This window comes from Amycolatopsis keratiniphila (assembly GCF_000400635.2).
Classification (GTDB): domain Bacteria; phylum Actinomycetota; class Actinomycetes; order Mycobacteriales; family Pseudonocardiaceae; genus Amycolatopsis; species Amycolatopsis keratiniphila.
On sequence record NC_021252.1, the window covers coordinates 2,725,154 to 2,743,382 of the forward strand.

An 18,229-nucleotide genomic window follows, 5' to 3' on the forward strand; every position below is an offset into this window, starting at 1 on the left:
CTGAAAATCCTTCACATGGCGGCTGCCCGTCCCGGTTTTCGCTGGTAATCAGTACCCGCCAGCGAAACCCAGCCGGGACGGAGCCTTCATGCGTAGAACCGGGATCGTGCTCGCCATCGCCGCGTTGGTCGCGGTGTTCTCACCCGCCGCCGCCCAAGCCGTCACCGGCTGGACCACCGTCGGCTCGGACAACGCCCGCCCGCTCGACGAGGGCCAGGGCCTGGCCACCATCGAACGGCCGTCCGGGACGATCTACCGCTACACCGGGATCGCGACCGTCCCGATGAGCCTCTCGACCCAGGGCTGGAACCACGTCGGCGACCCGGGCTCCGCGCAAGGCTGGTACGTCGAGCCGTACCAGCGCGACGACCGGGGAGCGAAGCTCTTCCGCGTCGAGTCGCCCGACGGGAAATGGGCGAACTACACGCACGCGCTGGAATCGTGGGAGGCGAACAACAACTCGTTCGCCGCCGTGACCCCGGACGCGCGCTGGATGGTGGCGGGCGAGTGGGGAACGATGGACCGGCTCCTCGTGCACCCGATGCCCGGCGTCGCGCACACGAACCCGTCGGCGAACCTGCCGTACTCGTCCGCGATCCGGCTGGACAAGCCGGTGCGGGACATCCAGGGCTGCGACTTCGTCACCGCGACCCGGCTGCTGTGCGCGTCCGACGATCCCGAAGGCTCGCTGTTCGGGACCACGAAGCCGCTGCTGCAGGTGGATCTTTCCGGTGCGCTGTCGGGTTCGGACGTGACCGGGCGGGTGACGTCGCTGGGGCAGCTGCCCTTGAAGAGCACCTGCAGCGGGAACTTCGAGACCGAGGGCATCGACGTCGCCGCCGACGGGACCCTGCGGGTCGTCGTACTGTCGCCTTCGTGGTGCGTGGCCTTCGACAGCAAGACCTGGCGGTTCCGGAAGGCGTGACACGCGTGATCAGACGCGTAACTCGCGTGATTGGAGGCGTACCTGCTCCAAGCACGCGAGTTACGGCTTCGATCACGCGAGTTACGGGTTACCGGGCGGGTTCCGGGGTGAGGTCTTCCGAGCGCGGGGCCGCGGGGGTCCGGCGGGCCGCCTTCTTCGCGCGGCGCTTCTCCTTCCGCGTCTCGACCATCGTGTACAGCGTCGGCACCAGGATCAGCGTCAGCAGGGTCGAGCTGACCAGCCCGCCGATCACCACGATCGCCAGCGGCTGCCCGATGAACCCGCCCTGCCCGGTCAGCCCGAGCGCCATCGGGATCAGCGCGAAGATGGTCGCCGCCGCGGTCATCAGGATCGGCCGCAGCCGTCGCCTGCCGCCTTCGACGACGGCGTCGGCGACGCTCATCCCCGAAGCCCGGTACTGGTTGATCAGGTCGATCAGCACGATCGCGTTGGTCACCACGATGCCGACGAGCATCAGCATCCCGATCAGCGCGGGCAGGCCCAGCGCGGTCCCGGTGGCCAGCAGCAGCCCGATCGCGCCGGTCGCCGCGAACGGGATCGACACCAGCAGGATCAGCGGCTGGATCAGGCTGCGGAACGTCGCCACCATGATCAGGTACACGATCGCGACCGCGGCCAGCAGCGCGAGGAACAGGTTCCCGAACGCCTCCTGCTGATCCTCGCTGACGCCGCCGAGCTTGTACGCCGCGCCGCCGGTGAAGGTCAGTCCGTCCAGTTTGGACTGGATGGCCTTCGTGGTGGCCGCCAGGTCCGCGCCGGTGTTCTTGGCGGTGACCGTGGTGCTCAGCTCGCCCGAGGTGCGGTGCACCGCGGCCGGGCCGTCCACTGTGGACACGGTGGCGACGGAGTCCAGCCGCACCACGCCGGTCGCGCTCGGGATCGGCAGTGCCTTGACCGCGTCGACCGACACCGGGGCCGTGCCCGCGCGCAGCACGATGTCCGTGCGCTGACCGTCCACCGGCAGCTGGGTCACCGTGCGGCCGGCGATGGCCTGGTTCGCGATCTGGCCGATCGTGGTCGCCGAAAGCCCGCTCGCGGCGGCCTTGGCGGCGTCGACCTCGACCTGCACGCGCGGCGAGCCCTGCGCGAGGTCACTGGTCACCTCGGTGAGGTCCGGGATGCCGGTCAGCGCCTGGCGGACCTGCTCGGCGGCGGGTTTCAGCGCCGCCTCGTCCGGCGCGGTGACGGTGATCGAGACCTGGTCGGAGTTGAACCCGCCGGCTTCCGCGCCGATCTTCACCTCGCCGAGTTCCGGCTTGTCCAGCTTGCCCCGCAAGCGATCCGACAGCGCGTCGAGGTCGGTGTCCTTGGCGACGGTGACCTGGATGCTGGTCGCCGTCCCGCCGCCGCCGAAGAAGTTGCCCCCGCCGATGCTGACCTGATAGGTCTCGACGGCCGGTTCGGCGGCGAGCGCCTGCTCCACCGCGCCCGCGGCCTTCTCCTTGGCCTCGGGGCTGGTGCCGGGCGGCAGCTTCTGCGAAAGGCTCAGCGTCGTCGAGCCGGACTGGTCGAGGAAGTTGGTGTTCAGCTGTGAGGCCAGCCCCACCGTGCCGCCGAAGATGATCAGCGCCAGCAGCACGACGGTGACGCGGCGCCGGGTCGCGAACCGGATCACCGGCACGTACCCGCGCTGCAGCAGCCCGCGGCGTTCCTTGTCCTCGGCGGCCTGGCGCGTGAGCTCGGCCTCGCGTTCGTCCGCCGGGGCCTTGGGCGGCTTGAGGAACCAGTACGCCAGCACCGGCACGATCGTCAGCGACACGAGCAGCGACGCCAGCAGTGCCACGGTGACCGTGATCGCGAACGGCGAGAACAGCTCGCCGACGAACCCGCCCACGAAGGCGATCGGCAGGAACACCGCGACCGTGGTAAGGGTGGACGACGTCACCGCACCCGCGACCTCGCGCACGCCGTCGAGCACCGCGCGCTGCTTCTCCTCGCCGTAGGCCAGATGTCGTTTGATGTTCTCCAGCACCACGATCGAGTCGTCGACCACCCGCCCGATGGCGATGGTGAGCGCGCCGAGGGTGAGCAGGTTCAGCGAAAGATCACCCGTCCACAACGCCAGCAGCGCCACGACCACCGAGAGCGGGATCGACACCGCCGTCACCAGCGTCGAGCGCACCGACATCAGGAACAGCAGGATCACCACGACCGCGAACGCCAGCCCCAGCAGGCCTTCGGTGGTCAGGCCGCTGATCGCGTCCTTGACCGGGGTGCCCTGGTCGAACACGACGCTCATCTCGGCGCCGATCTTCTTCGACAACCCGGGCAGCTTGTCCCGCACCGCCTCCGAGATCGCGACCGCGTTCCCGTTCTCCACCATGGTGATCGAGAGCCCGAGGCTCGGCTTGCCGTTGGTGCGCGTGATCGACGTCGGCGGCGCGAAACCCGCCTGGACGTCCGCGACATCACCGAGCTTCACCGGTTTGCCCGCCGGCGCCCCGGGGCGGGAAGCCGGTGTCAGGTACAGGTTCTTGATCGTGTCCACTGTGGTCGGTCCGCCGCCGACCTGGACGGTGAGCGTCTTGCCGCCCTCGGTCAGCGTCCCGGCCGGGACGGCGGCACCGGCGGTCTGCAGTGTGGTGGCGATCGACGACGGGTCGACCCCCGCGGCCGCCAGCTTCGCGTAGTCGAGCGCGATGGTGACCCGCGGCTGCCGCGCACCGGTCACGTCCACCTCGCGGACGCCGTCGATCTTGCGCAGTTCCGGCGCGACCTCCCCGGTCAGCGCGGGCGCGAGCGCCTGCGGGTCACCCGTGGTGCCGGCGGCGAGCAGCACGACCGGGAGATCGTCGGTGGACCCCGCGGCCACCGTCGGCTCGCTGTTCTGCGGCAGCCGGGCCTTGAGCCCGTCGATGACGCGCTGGATCTGCCCGACGGCCGCGTCGATGTCCGTGCCGAACTCGAACTGCGCGGTGATCCGCGACAGCCCCTCCGACGACGTCGAGCTCAGCTCTTCGAGCCCCTTCAAACCCTGCAGCCCGCCTTCGAGCGGCTCGGTGACCTGACGGTCGACCGCGTCCGGCGACGCGCCCGCGTACGGCGTGACGACCTGCGCCTGCGGGAACTGCAATGACGGGAACAGTTGCTGCTTCAGCTGCGGCAGGGCGAAGGCGCCGAAGCCGATCACCACCAGGGCGAGCAGCCCGATGAGACTTCGGTTGCGCAGGCTCAGTCTGGCCAGCGTGGACATGACGGGATCCCCCAGGAAGACAGCTCGGGTACGTGCGGATTACCGCGAGCTTTTCACGGCGGGGGGTGGACTGGATTCACACCACGGGTGGAATCGGAGTACGACTTCGGGATGAGGTCCTGCTCAGACCGGCCTCAATTTTGCCGTTCGGTCACCTGATCGGCTTCGCTCTGCGTTTCTTCGTTCACCGATTGTTCTGATTCGGTCTCGTCGTCCTGACGGGGACGGCGGAGCGGGACGGTCGTCCGTTCCCACAGTTTGCGACCCTCTTCGGCACGGATCCGTTCGCTGGCGCGCTCCATTTCCAGCCGCCGCCATTTACGGCGCTGGCGCTTCGTCGCCTTGGCGGGCCACAGTTCCTGGATCGCGCTGTTGAAGTACGCGCCGCCGACCACCGCGAGCCCGATGAAGAACATCAGCAACAGGAACGCGATCGGCGCGGCGAGCGCGCCGTAGGTGTAGCCGGTCTTGGTGATCCAGTTCAGGTAGATCCGCAGCCCGATACTGGAGAGCAGGAACACGACCATGGCGAGCATCGCGCCCGGCAGCCCGCGGTGCCACGGCAGCCGTCGCGGCAGGGCCAGCTTGTACAGCGTCGTCAGCGCCAGCACGATCATCACGGCCAGCACCGGGTAGTACAGCGTGCCGACCCAGTACGACACCGTGCCGCGCCAGTCGGTGGGGAAGAACTGGGGGAGCAGGTCCGGCCCGATCGCCAGCAGCGGCAGCCCGACCACGAGGATGACCAGCCCGGCCAGGTACAGCAGCAGCGCGAAGATCCGCTGCCAGACGTCGTTGCGGACGCCGTACTGGTCGTGCGCCACGGTGATCGCGTCGACGAACGACGACATCGCCGACGAACCGGCCCACAGCGAGATCAGGAAGCCGACGGAGACGATCTCGCCCTTGCCGACGGTGAGGATGCTGTTGACCGTCGGCTCGATGATGTCGTGGACGGCGTTGTCGCTGAAGATCGTCTTGCTGAAGGTGATGATCCGGTCGTGGACGGCGGTCACGACCTCCTGGCCGAACCAGTCGCCGACGAAGCCGAGGCAACCGAGGAGACCGAGCAGCAGCGGGGGCAGGGACAACGTCTGCCAGAAGGCGGCTTCGGCGGCCTCGGAGAAGATGTTGCCGTCCCACGCCTTGCTGAGCGTGCGGCTGAGCAGGCGCAACGGCCCCCTGCGGCCCTTCGCGACCTCGGCGGCCGTGTCGGGACGGCCGTTCTCCTCGCTCATGCAGCTCCTCCGCCGGCGCCGAGCGCCCTTGACGGTGTCCAGCATGGTCCATGCCGCGCCATTCGGCTCGCCACCCCTGGGTTTTCGGGTGAGTAAACCGACAACGGGGGTGGCGCTTCCGGCGTTCCACGGGGCTGGAAGGTAGGCTCACCGGAGTGCCCTCACCTCAGGCGCCGGCGTCGCGGCCGGATACCCAAGTGGGGGTTTTCGCTTGTGTCAGGGTGGATGACCAGGCGTTTCGGATGAGGGAGGAGGGGGACCTGCATGTCGGAAACCGTTGAGCGCGATCGAGGCGAGCTGGGCGCGCCTCCCGCGGCGAAGGACAGCACGGCCCGCCCGCTGCGTGCCTGGCAGCGGCGAGCGCTGACGAAGTACCTCACGAAGAAACCGCAGGACTTCCTGGCCGTGGCGACGCCGGGCGCGGGCAAGACGGTGTTCGGTCTCCGGATCGCCGCCGAGCTGCTGAGCGACCGGACCGTCGAGCGGATCACCATCGTCGCGCCGACCGAGCACCTCAAGCACCAGTGGGCCGCCTCGGCCGCGGCCGCCGGTATCGCGATCGACTCGAACTTCCGCAACGGCACCGGCGTCACCTCGCGTGACTACCAAGGTGTCGCGGTGACCTACGCGCAGGTCGCCGCGCATCCGTCGCTGCACCGCGTGCGCACCGAGAACCGCAAGACGCTGGTCATCCTCGACGAGATCCACCACGGCGGCGACGCGAAATCGTGGGGCGACGCGATCCGCGAGGCGTTCACCCCCGCCGTCCGCCGTCTGGCGCTCACCGGGACACCGTTCCGCAGCGACGACTCGCCGATCCCGTTCGTCACCTACGAGGCCGACGGCTCGGGTTTCCAGCGCAGCAAGGCCGACCATGCCTACGGCTACGCCGACGCGCTCGCCGACGGCGTGGTCCGGCCGGTCGTCTTCCTCGCCTACTCCGGTGAGGCCTCCTGGCGCACCAGCGCGGGGGAGGAGTTCACCGCGCGGCTCGGCGAGCCGCTGACCGCCGAGCAGAACGCGCGGGCCTGGCGCACGGCGCTCGACCCGGCGGGCGAATGGATCCCTTCGGTACTGCAGGCCGCGGACACCCGTCTCGCGCAGCTTCGCGCCAACGGCATCCCGGACGCGGGCGGTCTGGTGATCGCCACCGACCAGGACTCGGCGCGCGCGTACGCCAAGATCCTGCAGCGCATCTCCGGCCAGAACCCGACGGTCGTCCTCTCCGACGACCCCAAGGCGTCGGGGCGGATCAAGGAGTTCTCCGATTCGACGGACCGCTGGCTGGTCGCGGTCCGGATGGTGTCCGAAGGCGTCGACGTCCCGCGCCTGGCGGTCGGTGTGTACGCCACGAGCGCGTCGACCCCGCTGTTCTTCGCGCAGGCCATCGGCCGGTACGTGCGTTCGCGCAAACCCGGCGAGACGGCTTCGGTCTTCCTGCCGAGCGTGCCGGTGCTGCTGGAACTGGCCAGTGAGCTGGAGGCGCAGCGCGACCACGTCCTCGGCAAGCCGCACCGCGAGAAGGAGGGCTGGGACGACGAACTCCTGGCCCAGGCCAACCGCACCGAGGACGAACCGGGCGAGGAGGAGAAGGCGTTCACCTCGCTGGGTGCCTCCGCCGAGCTCGACCAGGTGATCTACGACGGAAACTCGTTCGGCACCGCGGTGTTCTCCGGTTCCGACGAGGAGCAGGAGTACCTCGGCCTGCCGGGGCTGCTCGAACCGGACCAGGTCCGCGCGCTGCTGCGGAAGCGGCAGGAGGAGCAGCTCTCCGACGAGAAGCGGCGCAAGCCGAAGGCCGAGGAGGCGGCGCCGGTCGCGCGGCCGCAGTCGGTCAGCGAGCGGCTCGGCAGCCTGCGCAAGGAGCTGAACGCGCTGGTGGGCGTCCACCACCACCGCACGAAGAAGCCGCACGGCGCGATCCACAACGAACTGCGCCGGGTGTGCGGCGGGCCGCCGACCGCGATGGCTTCGGTGGAGCAGCTGGAAGAGCGGATCGTCACCCTGCGTTCTTGGTGACCGCCCCGTACCAAGCGCTATGAAAGGTCCTTTCCTTGCAAAATTTGCAAGGAAAGGACCTTTCATAGCAGCGAGCGGGGATGGACGACACACGTGTGTGGATGGACGACACGCGTGTTCAGGAGGACGACTCGCGGCGGGACCCCGCCGCACAGCGTGTCGTCCCGCGGATCACGCGTGTCGTCCGTCCAGTCACGCGAAACCGCCGGTTCGATCCAGGGTGTCGGCACCACGCTCAACTGGAATGATCACGCTGAGTGAGTGGTGGCGGTCACACCGTCAGCGCACCTAGACTTCATACGCCTTGCTACGGCCACGTTGCCAAACCGTGTCCATTTGATGAGGCTTAATCGATTCAGCCGTCTTCCGCGAAACCCGTTCGGCGGCATATGTTGTCGCCCACAACATATGCGCGATGGTGCGACCGGTCCCTCAGGATCGCCGCCCGCGAGCAAGATCCGGAAGGAACGAGGATGCGCAGCAGAACCCTTACCCTCCTCGCCGCGACGGTGGGCGCCGGCCTGGTGCTTTCCGCCTGTGGCGCCAACACCGCCGACTCGGGCAGCGGCAACTCCTCGCAGTCCGCCCCCGCCCCGGGCGGCGCCGCCGCCGGTGGCAAGGTCGGCGTCATCCTGCCGGAGACCGCCACCTCCGCCCGCTGGGAGTCCTTCGACAAGCCCTTCCTGACCAAGGCGCTCAAGGACGCGGGCTTCGACGCCGACGTCCAGAACGCCCAGGGCGACGTCCAGAAGTTCACCACGCTGGCCGACGGCATGATCGCGCAGAACGTCAAGGTCCTGATCATCGCCGCGATCAACGGCGAGGTCGGCTCGGCCGTCGCCAAGAAGGCGCAGGCCGCGGGCATCCCGACGATCGACTACGACCGCCTCAACCTCGGCGGCAGCTCCGACTACTACGTCTCGTTCGACAACGAGAAGGTCGGGCAGCTCCAGGGCCAGGGCCTCGCCGACGCGCTGAAGGACAAGAAGGGCGCCGAGGTCGTCATGATCGAGGGTGCCCCGACCGACAACAACGCGACGCTGTTCGCCAACGGCCAGAAGTCCGTGCTGCAGCCGAAGTTCGCCAGCGGCGACCTGAAGCTCGTGCGCGAGCAGGCCATCGACAACTGGGACAACCAGAAGGGCGGCCAGACCTTCGAGCAGATCCTGACCGACAACAAGGGCAAGGTCGACGGCGTCGTCGCCGCGAACGACGGTCTCGCCGGCGCGGTCATCACCGTGCTGAAGAAGAACGGCCTCAACGGCAAGGTCCCGGTCACCGGCCAGGACGCCACCGCGGACGGCCTCATGGCCATCCTGCGCGGCGACCAGTACATGACCGTCTTCAAGCCCATCAAGGAAGAGGCCGAGGCCGCGGCGAAGCTCGCCGTCCTGCTGGCCAAGGGCGACAAGGCGGGCGCCGACGCGCTGGCCACCGGCAAGGCGAAGGACCCGAAGGGCAACCGCGAGGTCAAGTCCGTGCTCCTCGAGCCGAAGCTGACCACCAAGGACGGCGTCAAGGAGGTCGTGACGCAGGGCTACGTCAAGGCCGCCGAGATCTGCGGCGGCGACCTGGCCGCGGCGTGCACGCAGCTCGGTATCTCCTGACCCGTTAAATCCAGACGACCGGGCCGGTGTGTTCCCCCGACGGAGCGCACCGGCCCGGTACCCAGCCGGGAGAACCCCCATGAGTGAACCCATCCTCGAACTGAAGCAGCTCAACAAGAGCTTCGGGCCGGTCCACGTCCTGCACGACGTGGACTTCAACGTGCGCGCCGGCGAGGTCACCGCGCTGGTCGGCGACAACGGTGCCGGTAAGTCCACTTTGGTCAAGTCGATCGCCGGGATCCACGGCTACGACTCGGGAACGGTGACGTTCCAGGGCAAGCAGGTGAACATCCACGGCCCGCGCGACGCCGCGGACCTCGGCATCGAGGTCGTGTACCAGGACCTCGCGCTCGCCGAGAACCTCGACATCGTGCAGAACATGTTCCTCGGCCGGGAACGCGGCAGCAAATGGCTGCTCGACGAGGCCAGCATGGAGAAGGCCGCCCGCGAGACGCTCGCGTCGCTGTCGGTCCGCACCGTGAAATCGGTCCGCACGCCCGTTTCCGCCCTCTCGGGTGGGCAGCGGCAGACCGTCGCGATCGCGAAATCCGTGCTGTGGGACTCGAAGGTCGTCCTGCTCGACGAGCCCACCGCCGCGCTCGGTGTCGCGCAGACCCGGCAGGTGCTCGACCTCGTCCGCCGCCTCGCCGAACAGGGCCTCGGTGTGGTGCTGATCAGCCACAACATGGCCGACGTCTTCGAGGTCGCCGACCGGATCGCCGTGCTCTACCTCGGCCGTCTCGTCGCCGAGGTGCACACCAAGGACGTCACCCACGGCCAGGTCGTGGAACTGATCACCGCCGGTCGCTCCGGCGACCTCGGCCTTGCCCGCCCCGAAGCCGCCGTCCTCTGATCCGAGGCGAGAAAGAACCGGAAATGACTGAGACACCTGCAAAGCCCGCCTCGCCGGAGGGGGGCAAGTCGGCGGCCGCCGCGCTCAACCCGTCGGCGGCCATCACGGACTTCGGCATCGACACGACATCGATGTCGACGCGCGAAGCCGTCGGCGACTACTTCTCCCGGCTCAAGGCCGGACAGCTGGGTTCGCTCCCGGCGTTGCTCGGCCTGCTCGTGCTGGTGATCGTGTTCGCCTCGCTGTCGGACACCTTCCTGACGATGAACAACATCGCGAACCTGATGGCCCAGGGCGCCGGCAAGGCGATCATCGCGATGGGCATCGTGTTCGTGCTGCTGCTCGGCGAGATCGACCTCTCCGCCGGTACGGCCTCCGGTGTCACCGCCGCGGTGCTGGCGATGCATTACGTCCGCAACGGAAACCTGTTGGGCGGTATGGGGAACGGCGTGTTCATCGCGTTCCTCGTCGTGCTCGCCATCGCCGCGCTGCTCGGCGTGATCCTGCGGATCTGGGCGGGCGTCGGGTTCGCCGTGCTCGCCATCGCGCTCGTGCTGTCGGGAACCGCGGCCAACGCGTGGATCGAGATGCTGCTCGCGATCTCCGTCGGTGGCGCGATCGGTGTCCTCACCGGCTTCCTCGTCTCGAAGATCGGCATGCCCTCGTTCGTCGTGACGCTGGCGCTCTTCCTCGCCTGGCAGGGTGTCATCCTCCAGTTCATCGGTGAGGGCGGCACGCTCGGCATCAGCACCTCCGACGTGCTGTTCAAGGTCGCCAACGGCAATCTGTCCACTGTGGGCAGCTGGATCCTGTTCCTGATCGCCGCCGGTGGTTTCGCCGCCGTGACACTGGGACAGCACTTCTCTCGGCTCAAGCGCGGCCTGGTCACCCAGCCGACGCCGATGGTGCTGTTCAAGGTCGGCGCGATCGGCGTGGTCGCCGCGATCGCGACCTACCTGCTCACGCTGAACCGCGCGCCGAACCCGAACATCGTCATCTCCGGTGTCCCGTACGTCGTGCCGATCGTGCTCGGCCTGCTGGTACTCGGCACCTACGTGCTCAACCGCACCCAGTACGGCCGCCACATCTACGCCGTCGGCGGTAACCGCGAGGCGGCCCGCCGCGCCGGTATCAACGTCGAGAAGATCCGGGCCTCGGTGTTCGTCATCTGCTCGGCGGTGGCGGCGGTCGGCGCGATCGTCTACTCGTCGAAGGTCGGTTCGGTCGACCCGCAGGCCGGTGGCCTCAACACGCTGCTGTTCGCGGTCGGTGCCGCCGTCATCGGTGGTACGTCGCTGTTCGGCGGCAAGGGCCGGGTCGTCGACGCGGTGATCGGTGGTCTCGTGCTGGCGGTCGTCGAGAACGCGCTGGGCCTGCTGAAGCAGTCGGCGGCGGTGGTCAACATCGTCACCGGTCTGGTGCTGCTTCTCGCGGCCACGGTGGACGCGCTGTCCCGTCGCCGCGCGGCTGCGTCGCCGCGCTGAGTCCGCATGGAATGATGAAGCCCGTGACCAGCACACCCGTTGCACGACCAGACGAGGTGCGCAGGCACAACCGCACGACCTTGCTCCGGTTGCTGCACGTCAGCGGCCCGAGCACCAGGGCGACGCTGGCCACCGAGCTGGGGCTCAACCGCAGCACCATCAAGACCCTCGTCGACGGCCTCGCGGAAGCGGGGGTCGTCGAGGAGCGGGTCCCGAGGCCGGGACGAGGGGCGGGCCGCCCCTCGCTCCTGGTCCTGCCGCAGCCGCACGCGGCGGTGGTGCTCGCGGTCGATCTCCAGGTCGAACACGTGGCGATCGCGCTCGTCGGGTTCGGCGGCCAGATCCTCGGGCGCAACAGCTGGAACCTCCACGGCCGGACGCGGGAGGCCGACGAGGTGATCACGCACGTGATCGAGTCGACCACCGTCCTGGCGGGTGACCTGGGTGTCCAGCCGATCGCCGCGGGCGTGTCCGTGCCCGGCGTCGTCCGCCGGGCCGACGGGCACGTCCACGAGGCGCCCAACCTGCGCTGGACCGACGTGGCGCTCGGGGAACGGCTCGGCGGTGTGCTGCGTATTCCCGTCCTGGTCGGCAACGACGCCGAACTGGGCGCCATCGCCGAACACCTGCGCGGCGCCGCGCGGGGCTCGTCGGACGCCGTGTACGTCTCCGCCGACGTCGGGGTCGGGGGAGGGATCATCGCGGACGGCTCGTCGCTGCGCGGCGGCGCGGGCTACGTCGGCGAGATCGGGCACATGGCGATCCGGCCGGGCGGCCGTCCCTGCTACTGCGGGTCCAGCGGCTGCTGGGAGACCGAGGTCGGCGAGGCGGCGCTGTGCCGCGCGCTCGAACTGCCCGAGAACACCCCGCGCGGGGCGATCCTGTTCGAACTGCGCGAGCTGGGCCGGGATCCGCACGCGGCCGAGGAGCGGCTGTCGGAGTTCGCGGAATGGCTGACGCTGGGCCTGGTGAACGTGGTCAACCTGCTCGGCCCGCAGCTGGTGGTGCTGGGCGATCTGCTCACCGTGCTGCCGGATTCGGTCGTGAAGTCGGTGGCGGCCGAGGTCCGGCGGCGGAGCCTGGTCAGCCGGGCCGTGGGCGGGACGCAGATCGTGAGCTCCGCGCTCGGGGCGGACGTGAAGCTGCTCGGGGCAGCCGAGGCGGCGTTCGAGATGATCCTGGACACCGTCTGACGCTCGCGCGGATGTCATGAAAGGGTCGTTCAGGACGAAAAACGTCCTGAACGACCCTTTCATGACACCGGGGGCTGCTTCACGAGGCCGGACAGCAGGGCCACCAGGGCGGCCAGGGACTTCTCCTTCGCGGCTTCGCGGTCTTCGGCGTGCGCGATCATCAGCGCCGCCTCCGCGCAGGCGCTCAGCGCCAGTTGCGCCAGCTCCGGGATCGGTGCGTCGATCAGCAGCCCGTCCGCCGCGGCGGACTCCAGGATCTCCGTGATCAGGCCCAGCCCGTACCGGGCCTCCAGTTCACGCCATTCCTGCCAGCCGAGGACGGAGACGGCGTCCGTCAGCGCGATGCGCACCACCTCGGGCCGCAGGCACAGGTCCAGGAACCGGCTCAGCACCCCGAGCGCCCCTGTCCACGGGTCGCCCGCGGCGTCCAGGACGGTCTTCAGCTCCTCGGTGATCTCCGTTTCGATCTGCTCGATCACGGCGCGGAACAGCCCCTGTTTGTCCCCGAAGTGGTGGTACAGCGCGCCGCGGGTGACACCCGCCGCCCGGACGATCTCGTCGGCGGGCACGGCGGCGTAACCCTGTTCGGCGAACAGTGTCCGCGCCGCCGTGATCAACGCGGCCTGCGTCGACTGCGAGCGTTCGGTCTGGCTACGTCGTGGCGTGGGCACGCAGGAATTCCACCATCATGCCGCTCAGCCGCTCCGGCTGGTCCTCCGGCACGAAGGCGTAGGAGTCCTCGATCGTCTTCAGTTCGGCGTTCGGCAGGATCCCGGCGAGCTTGCGGCCCACCCACAACGGGAAGTGCCGGTCTTCGGGTGCCCAGGCCAGCAGCACGGGCTTGGTGAACGCGGGCAGCCGCTCGGCGGCGGTCAGGGTGTAGCGGTGGTGGACGCTCGCCATGAACCGGCGCAGATCGTCGCGGATCTCCGCACTCCGGCGGCTGGGCAGCAGGTACGCGTCGAGGATGTGGTCCGGGACCGGGTGCTTGGCCAGCCAGAGGAAGTCCGTCGCCTTCAGGGGCCACCGCCAGCGCAGCGCCGCGGTCACCAGTCCGACGCCGCCGGGGATCCGCGCCAGCGGGCTCAGCCCCGCGAACAACGGCGGCAGGAAGCGTTCGAAGGAGTCCGACGGGGTCAGCACGACCCGGCCCACCCGCTCCGGGTTCGTGGTCATGAGCAGTTGCGTCAGCGCGCCGCCGGTGTCGTTCGCGACCACGGTGACGTCGGTCAGGTCGAGCGCTTCGAGGAACCGCGCGATGAGCGCCGCGACCCCGGGCGGGCTCAGCTCGGCGTGGGGGACCGGGATCTCGTGCGAACCCAGCGGCCAGTCCGGGGTCAGGCAGCGGAAGCCCGCGTCGGCGACCGCGGGCGCCACCTTGCGCCAGAGCAGGCCGTTGGTCAGCAGGCCGTGCACGAAGACCACGGGAGGGCCGTCGCCGCGGTCGCGATAGCGGAGGCGGGCGTCGCCGAGATCCACCACGTGGGCTTCGCCGAGGAGGTCGCTGGTCGTCATGGAACCAACATACATGCTGTCTGTATGTTTTTGTACGACAAAAACAGGGCGGCCGGCTCTCTCCCCGAGGGGAGTAGCCGGCCGCCGGTGGTCGTGGACTGGTGGGCTACCGCTGAATGTCCGCGGACATTTCCTTGAGCTTCGTCTCGTGTGCGCGGGCGTGGTGACCACAGAAGAGCAACTCGCCACCGGTGCTGAGAATGGCTCGAACCTGGGCTGCAGCTCCACACCGGTCGCATCGGTCGGCAGCGGTCAGTTCGGGGCGGGTGAGCGTCGGTGAAGTCATTGGAGTCTCCCTCCGTCCCGGCACCGGTGGCCCGGTGCCATCGATCCAGCTACGACCACTTCGGCACTGATGCCGGCAACGTTCGTTCCCGGCTCCGCCGTGTTCGTGCTTCCACTCTTCCAGACGTTTGGCGGCCCGCAAGTGTTCCCGTGCGGGTGTCTCATTTGTCACTGGTAATTACCTCGGATGCCGTAGCGTAATCACGCAACGTGGGAGAAGACTCCCCGCCGAAGGCTCTTTTCCCATGTCAGGCACCATGCAGGGGTGGGAATCGCAGTCGTCCGGAACCGTGTCGCGAGCGTGCCTGCGCCGGTCTTGTTCGTTCTCAGCGGAATTTCGATGTACGCCGGTGCGGCCGTCGCCGTAGGTCTCTTTTCGGTCGCCTCCCCCGCGGGGGTGGCCTGGCTCCGCTGTCTCGGGGCGGCGGTGGTCCTCCTCGCGTGGCGCAGGCCACCCCGCTCGGCGTGGACCGGCCGCACGTTCCTGCTCGCGGGCGCCTTCGGCGTCGTCACCGCCGGGATGAACGTGCTCTTCTACGAGGCGATCGCGCGGCTGCCGCTGGGCACCGCGGTCGCCCTCGAGTTCGCCGGGCCCGTGGTGGTGGCGGCGTTCGGCTCGCGGACCCGTCGCGACGTCCTCGCGCTGCTGCTGGTGGCGGCCGGGGTGGTCGCCATCGCGGACGTCCGGCTCGAAGGCAGCCTGCTCGGCGTGCTGTTCGCCCTTGGCGCGGCAGCCGCCTGGGCCGGGTACATCCTGCTCGGGAAGCGCGTCGCGGTCGGCGGGAACGGGATCGACGGGCTGGCCGTCGGCTTCGCGGTCGGCACCGTGGTGCTGTCGCCGCTGGCGCTCGGCACCGGGGCGGTGTGGGGTTCGCCACGTTTGCTGCTGCTCGGCGTCGGGGTGGGCGTGCTCTCGACCGTCGTGCCGTACGCGCTCGACCAAGTGGTCCTGCGCAAGGCCGGGCAGGCGCGGTTCGCGCTGCTGCTCGCGTTGCTGCCGGTCACGGCCGGCGTGATCGGCTTCCTCTGGCTCCGTCAGGTCCCGGCCCTGCCCGAGGCCCTCGGCACGCTGGCCGTCGTCGCCGGGGTGGCGCTGCGCTCTCCGGGGAAACGTGATGACTCGGCGCCCCTCTGAGCGGGATACTGAGCGGTCTGTGGCGCTTTCAGCACCGGGAGGACACGTGGCCGAGATCCGGCGGGCGGGCACCGTCGAGGAGGTCGTCGCCGCTCAGCACCTGTTCGACGGCCCCGCGCAACGGGAGGCGTCCGAGAAGTTCCTCGCGGGGGAGGAGAACCACCTCCTCATCGCCTACGAGGACGGCGAACCGGCGGGGATGATCACCGGTACCGAGGTGACGCATCCGGACAAGGGCACCGAGATGTTCCTCAACGAACTCGACGTCAGCCCCGACTACCAGCGGCGCGGCATCGGCCGTGACCTCGTCGACGCGCTGGCCGGTATCGCGCGGGAACGCGGCTGCCGCGGGATGTGGGTCGGCGTCGAAACGGACAACAAGGCCGCGCTGGCGACCTACACCTCGGCCGGTGCGTCGAACGACGGGCCGTTCATCATGCAGTCGTGGACGTTCGAAGACTGATGTCGTCCGGAATCGACGGCGACCGGACGGGACTGTCCGATCGCCGCTGGCTGCCAGGGGGCGAGCACCTCGTCGCCGTCGCCCGGGCCGAACTGCCGCAGCGGGACGGTCTCGCCGGGCCGTTCACCGCGCTGGCCGCCCTCCGCGCGGCGGGCTTCGACGTCGCGGACCAGGACGAGGTCGCGGCCCTGTCCGGCACCACACACGAAGGCCTTGCGCGGGCGATCGAAACACTGTCGGGCGGGCGGCTCGTCGCCGTGCCCGCCACCGGGAACTGGGCTCCGCATTCGTTGTTCATGCTCCTGGCCGCGCTGTGGCGGCTGCCGAGGGTCGCGTTGATCGCGGAGGTCGACGCGGGCGAATTCGGCGCGCACGACACCCCGGCGCGAGCGCTGCTCGACTATCTCGACACCGGGATCCCGCCGCTGTGGTCGTCACGCTGGCGTCCGCCCGCCGGCCATCACGTGCTGGCCGCCGGGATGCGGATCGGCGCCGAAGGCACCCTGGTGTCCATTATGGACGGTTACCCGTCCTTGGGGGACAACGGTTTACACGACCAGCCGGTGGAATGGATGGCCGCGGCGCTGAAGCGGATGCTGGTCGTGGTGGACGACGGCGACACCGAGGCCGCCGTCGCCGCGATCACGACGGCCGGTCTGTGGAGCTGAGCTCGTCCTTCGCGAAGCGGGAATGCTTGCGCCCGTAGAAGAGATAGATCAGCATGCCGAGGCCCAGCCACGCGGCGAACCGCAGCCACGTCATCACGTCGAGGTTCAGCATCAGGTAGAAGCACGCCAGCGCCGCCACGATGGGCAGATACGGCGAGAACGGCACGGTGAACGGGCGTTCCAGATCCGGCCGCCGTTTGCGCAGCACCGGGACGGCCAGCGCGACGATGATCATCGCCGACAGGGCGCCGATGCTGACCATGTCGGCGAGTTCGGAGATCGGGACGAACGCGGCCAGCGCCGCGATCAGCACCGCGCCGGCGATGGTCATCCGGTGCGGGGTGCCCCAGCGCGGATGCGCCGTGCCGAACTTCTTCGGCAGCAGCCCGTCGCGGCCCATCGCGAAGCCGATCCGGCCGATCGTCACCAGCTCCACCATCATCACCGACGTCAGCCCGGTGACGGCGCCGAGCGAGATCAGCGCGCCCACCCAGTGCTGGCCGACCCGGTCGAAGGCGTCGGCGAGCGGGGCGCCCGCGTCGATCTCGGCGAACGGGACCATCCCGGTCAGCACCAGCGAGACGCCGATGTAGAGCAGCGCGCAGACGCCGAGCGCGCCGAGGATGCCGACCCGCAGATCGCGTTTCGGGTTCACGGTCTCCTCGCCGAGGTTGGCGAGTGCCTCGAAACCGGTGTAGGCGAAGAAGACGACGGCCGCGGCGGTCACCATCCCGGCGATGCCGTAGACGGACTGTTCGAGCCCGAGCGCGGCTTGCACGATCGGCTGATGCAGTGTCCCGGCGGTCTCCGTCGGCGGCTGCGCGGCCGGGATGAACGGCGTGAGGTTCTCGCCGCGGATGTAGAACACGCCGACCGCGAGGATCAGCACGCAGACCGCGACCTTGACCAGCACGAGCAGATTCGTCACCCGCGCCGACTCCTTGATGCCGAGGACGGCGATCACGGTCAGCACGGCGATGATCACGACCGCGCCTACGTTCACCTTCGCGTCTTCGCCGAACCAGTCGGGGGAGAGCCCCATCAGATTCGCGAGATAGCCGGACCAGCCGCGGGACACGACGGCCGCGCCGAGGGCGAATTCGAGCAGCAGATCCCAGCCGATGATCCAGGCGAAGGTCTCGCCGAGGGTGGCGAAGGCGTAGGTGTAGGCGCTTCCGGCCGTCGGCACGCTGGAGGCGAGTTCGGCGTAGCAGAGGGCGGCCATCCCGGCCACGACGGCGCCGAGCACGAACGACAGCGTCACCGACGGGCCCGCGTGGGTCTTCGCCTCGACCCCGGCGAGGGTGAAGATGCCGGTGCCGATGATGATGCCGACCCCGAACCCGATCAGGTCGCGCCCGTGCAGGCGGCGTTTCAGCTCACCGGAATCCTGCCGTTTCAGGACCTCGTCCACGTCCAGAGTTCGCCGCATGAAGGGTCACGCTAGAAGATCGCCGTCCACCTCGCAGATCGGTGGGATCGGTCCAGCTGGTCGTGAGTGGCGTTTCGGGTTCTAACCCGAAACGCCACTCACGACCCGTATCCGGCGGAGGCGAAGGGAGCTTTCGCCGCATCAGACGCGGTGAAGGGAGCCTTCAGCCCACGCGCGACAGTGACGGAACCGCCCGGA

The 18,229-nt window shown here is 69.3% G+C and carries 15 protein-coding genes; 9 read left to right on the forward strand and 6 right to left on the reverse strand.

Translation table 11 applies throughout. The features are described 5' to 3' along the window. The first annotated feature begins 88 nt into the window (after positions 1-88). Positions 89-925 carry a hypothetical protein gene (locus tag AORI_RS53785; RefSeq protein ID WP_016332928.1) on the forward strand — a complete coding sequence of 279 codons (837 nt, stop codon included), beginning with the start codon at positions 89-91 and terminating at the stop codon, positions 923-925. A gap of 88 nt (positions 926-1,013) precedes the next feature. On the opposite strand, the gene AORI_RS53790 is transcribed toward AORI_RS53785, so the two are convergent. Together AORI_RS53790 and AORI_RS53795 are read right to left on the reverse strand one after the other, a co-directional pair. Then, complete coding sequence (locus tag AORI_RS53790) at positions 1,014-4,139, reverse strand: efflux RND transporter permease subunit (protein WP_016332929.1); 3,126 nt, start codon at positions 4,137-4,139, stop codon at positions 1,014-1,016. A gap of 134 nt (positions 4,140-4,273) precedes the next feature. Beyond that, the gene (locus tag AORI_RS53795; protein WP_016332930.1) at positions 4,274-5,377 is read right to left on the reverse strand and encodes a YihY/virulence factor BrkB family protein; all 1,104 of its coding nucleotides are present in this window, start codon (positions 5,375-5,377) and stop codon (positions 4,274-4,276) included. 264 nt (positions 5,378-5,641) lie between these two features. Between AORI_RS53795 and AORI_RS53800 the strand changes: the two genes are divergently transcribed. From AORI_RS53800 to AORI_RS53820, 5 genes are all read left to right on the forward strand, one after another. Then, positions 5,642-7,396, forward strand: a complete 1,755-nt coding sequence (locus tag AORI_RS53800) for a DEAD/DEAH box helicase (RefSeq protein WP_016332931.1) — start codon at positions 5,642-5,644, stop codon at positions 7,394-7,396. A 473-nt stretch (positions 7,397-7,869) separates the two neighbouring features. Beyond that, positions 7,870-9,003 (forward strand): sugar ABC transporter substrate-binding protein, encoded by a 1,134-nt coding sequence (locus AORI_RS53805; protein WP_016332932.1) that lies wholly within the window; start codon positions 7,870-7,872, stop codon positions 9,001-9,003. Positions 9,004-9,082: 79 nt separating this feature from the next. Next, the gene (locus tag AORI_RS53810; protein WP_005164482.1) at positions 9,083-9,856 is read left to right on the forward strand and encodes an ATP-binding cassette domain-containing protein; all 774 of its coding nucleotides are present in this window, start codon (positions 9,083-9,085) and stop codon (positions 9,854-9,856) included. Between the two features lie 23 nt (positions 9,857-9,879). After that, positions 9,880-11,340 carry a sugar ABC transporter permease gene (locus AORI_RS53815; RefSeq protein ID WP_016332933.1) on the forward strand — a complete coding sequence of 487 codons (1,461 nt, stop codon included), beginning with the start codon at positions 9,880-9,882 and terminating at the stop codon, positions 11,338-11,340. An 11-nt stretch (positions 11,341-11,351) separates the two neighbouring features. Further along, entirely contained in the window at positions 11,352-12,533 is a 1,182-nt protein-coding gene (locus tag AORI_RS53820) for an ROK family transcriptional regulator (protein ID WP_046199773.1), read from the forward strand. A 59-nt stretch (positions 12,534-12,592) separates the two neighbouring features. On the opposite strand, the gene AORI_RS53825 is transcribed toward AORI_RS53820, so the two are convergent. The 3 genes from AORI_RS53825 to AORI_RS84260 all read right to left on the reverse strand — a co-directional run bounded on the left by AORI_RS53825 (position 12,593) and on the right by AORI_RS84260 (position 14,334). Continuing rightward, positions 12,593-13,204 carry a TetR/AcrR family transcriptional regulator gene (locus tag AORI_RS53825; protein ID WP_016332935.1) on the reverse strand — a complete coding sequence of 204 codons (612 nt, stop codon included), beginning with the start codon at positions 13,202-13,204 and terminating at the stop codon, positions 12,593-12,595. Beyond that, entirely contained in the window at positions 13,185-14,048 is an 864-nt protein-coding gene (locus tag AORI_RS53830; RefSeq protein ID WP_016332936.1) for an alpha/beta fold hydrolase, read from the reverse strand. The genes AORI_RS53825 and AORI_RS53830 overlap by 20 nt, the downstream gene beginning before the upstream one ends. A gap of 106 nt (positions 14,049-14,154) precedes the next feature. After that, complete coding sequence (locus tag AORI_RS84260) at positions 14,155-14,334, reverse strand: DUF7455 domain-containing protein (RefSeq protein WP_016332937.1); 180 nt, start codon at positions 14,332-14,334, stop codon at positions 14,155-14,157. Positions 14,335-14,673: 339 nt separating this feature from the next. Between AORI_RS84260 and AORI_RS53840 the strand changes: the two genes are divergently transcribed. From AORI_RS53840 to AORI_RS53850, 3 genes are read left to right on the forward strand one after another with little or no spacing between them, the layout of a single operon-like run. Further along, positions 14,674-15,468 (forward strand): EamA family transporter, encoded by a 795-nt coding sequence (locus AORI_RS53840; protein ID WP_043848707.1) that lies wholly within the window; start codon positions 14,674-14,676, stop codon positions 15,466-15,468. A 46-nt stretch (positions 15,469-15,514) separates the two neighbouring features. Beyond that, entirely contained in the window at positions 15,515-15,931 is a 417-nt protein-coding gene (locus AORI_RS53845; RefSeq protein WP_016332939.1) for a GNAT family N-acetyltransferase, read from the forward strand. After that, on the forward strand, positions 15,931-16,599 hold the full coding sequence (locus tag AORI_RS53850) for a DUF6885 family protein (protein WP_016332940.1): 669 nt from the start codon (positions 15,931-15,933) through the stop codon (positions 16,597-16,599). The genes AORI_RS53845 and AORI_RS53850 overlap by 1 nt, the downstream gene beginning before the upstream one ends. Here AORI_RS53850 and AORI_RS53855 read toward each other — a convergent pair. After that, on the reverse strand, positions 16,574-18,013 hold the full coding sequence (locus AORI_RS53855; protein ID WP_016332941.1) for an APC family permease: 1,440 nt from the start codon (positions 18,011-18,013) through the stop codon (positions 16,574-16,576). The two genes, AORI_RS53850 and AORI_RS53855, sit on opposite strands and share 26 nt — an antisense overlap. Between the last annotated feature and the right edge of the window lie 216 nt (positions 18,014-18,229).

Bases quoted from the DNA above. Each gene is read 5' to 3' on its own strand.
- AORI_RS53785 (WP_016332928.1), top strand. From the start codon at position 89: ATGCGTAGAACCGGGATCGTGCTCGCCATCGCCGCGTTGGTCGCGGTG.
- AORI_RS53790 (WP_016332929.1), bottom strand. From the start codon at position 4,139: ATGTCCACGCTGGCCAGACTGAGCCTGCGCAACCGAAGTCTCATCGGG.
- AORI_RS53795 (WP_016332930.1), bottom strand. From the start codon at position 5,377: ATGAGCGAGGAGAACGGCCGTCCCGACACGGCCGCCGAGGTCGCGAAG.
- AORI_RS53800 (WP_016332931.1), top strand. From the start codon at position 5,642: ATGTCGGAAACCGTTGAGCGCGATCGAGGCGAGCTGGGCGCGCCTCCC.
- AORI_RS53805 (WP_016332932.1), top strand. From the start codon at position 7,870: ATGCGCAGCAGAACCCTTACCCTCCTCGCCGCGACGGTGGGCGCCGGC.
- AORI_RS53810 (WP_005164482.1), top strand. From the start codon at position 9,083: ATGAGTGAACCCATCCTCGAACTGAAGCAGCTCAACAAGAGCTTCGGG.
- AORI_RS53815 (WP_016332933.1), top strand. From the start codon at position 9,880: ATGACTGAGACACCTGCAAAGCCCGCCTCGCCGGAGGGGGGCAAGTCG.
- AORI_RS53820 (WP_046199773.1), top strand. From the start codon at position 11,352: ATGATGAAGCCCGTGACCAGCACACCCGTTGCACGACCAGACGAGGTG.
- AORI_RS53830 (WP_016332936.1), bottom strand. From the start codon at position 14,048: ATGACGACCAGCGACCTCCTCGGCGAAGCCCACGTGGTGGATCTCGGC.
- AORI_RS84260 (WP_016332937.1), bottom strand. From the start codon at position 14,334: ATGACTTCACCGACGCTCACCCGCCCCGAACTGACCGCTGCCGACCGA.
- AORI_RS53840 (WP_043848707.1), top strand. From the start codon at position 14,674: ATGTACGCCGGTGCGGCCGTCGCCGTAGGTCTCTTTTCGGTCGCCTCC.
- AORI_RS53850 (WP_016332940.1), top strand. From the start codon at position 15,931: ATGTCGTCCGGAATCGACGGCGACCGGACGGGACTGTCCGATCGCCGC.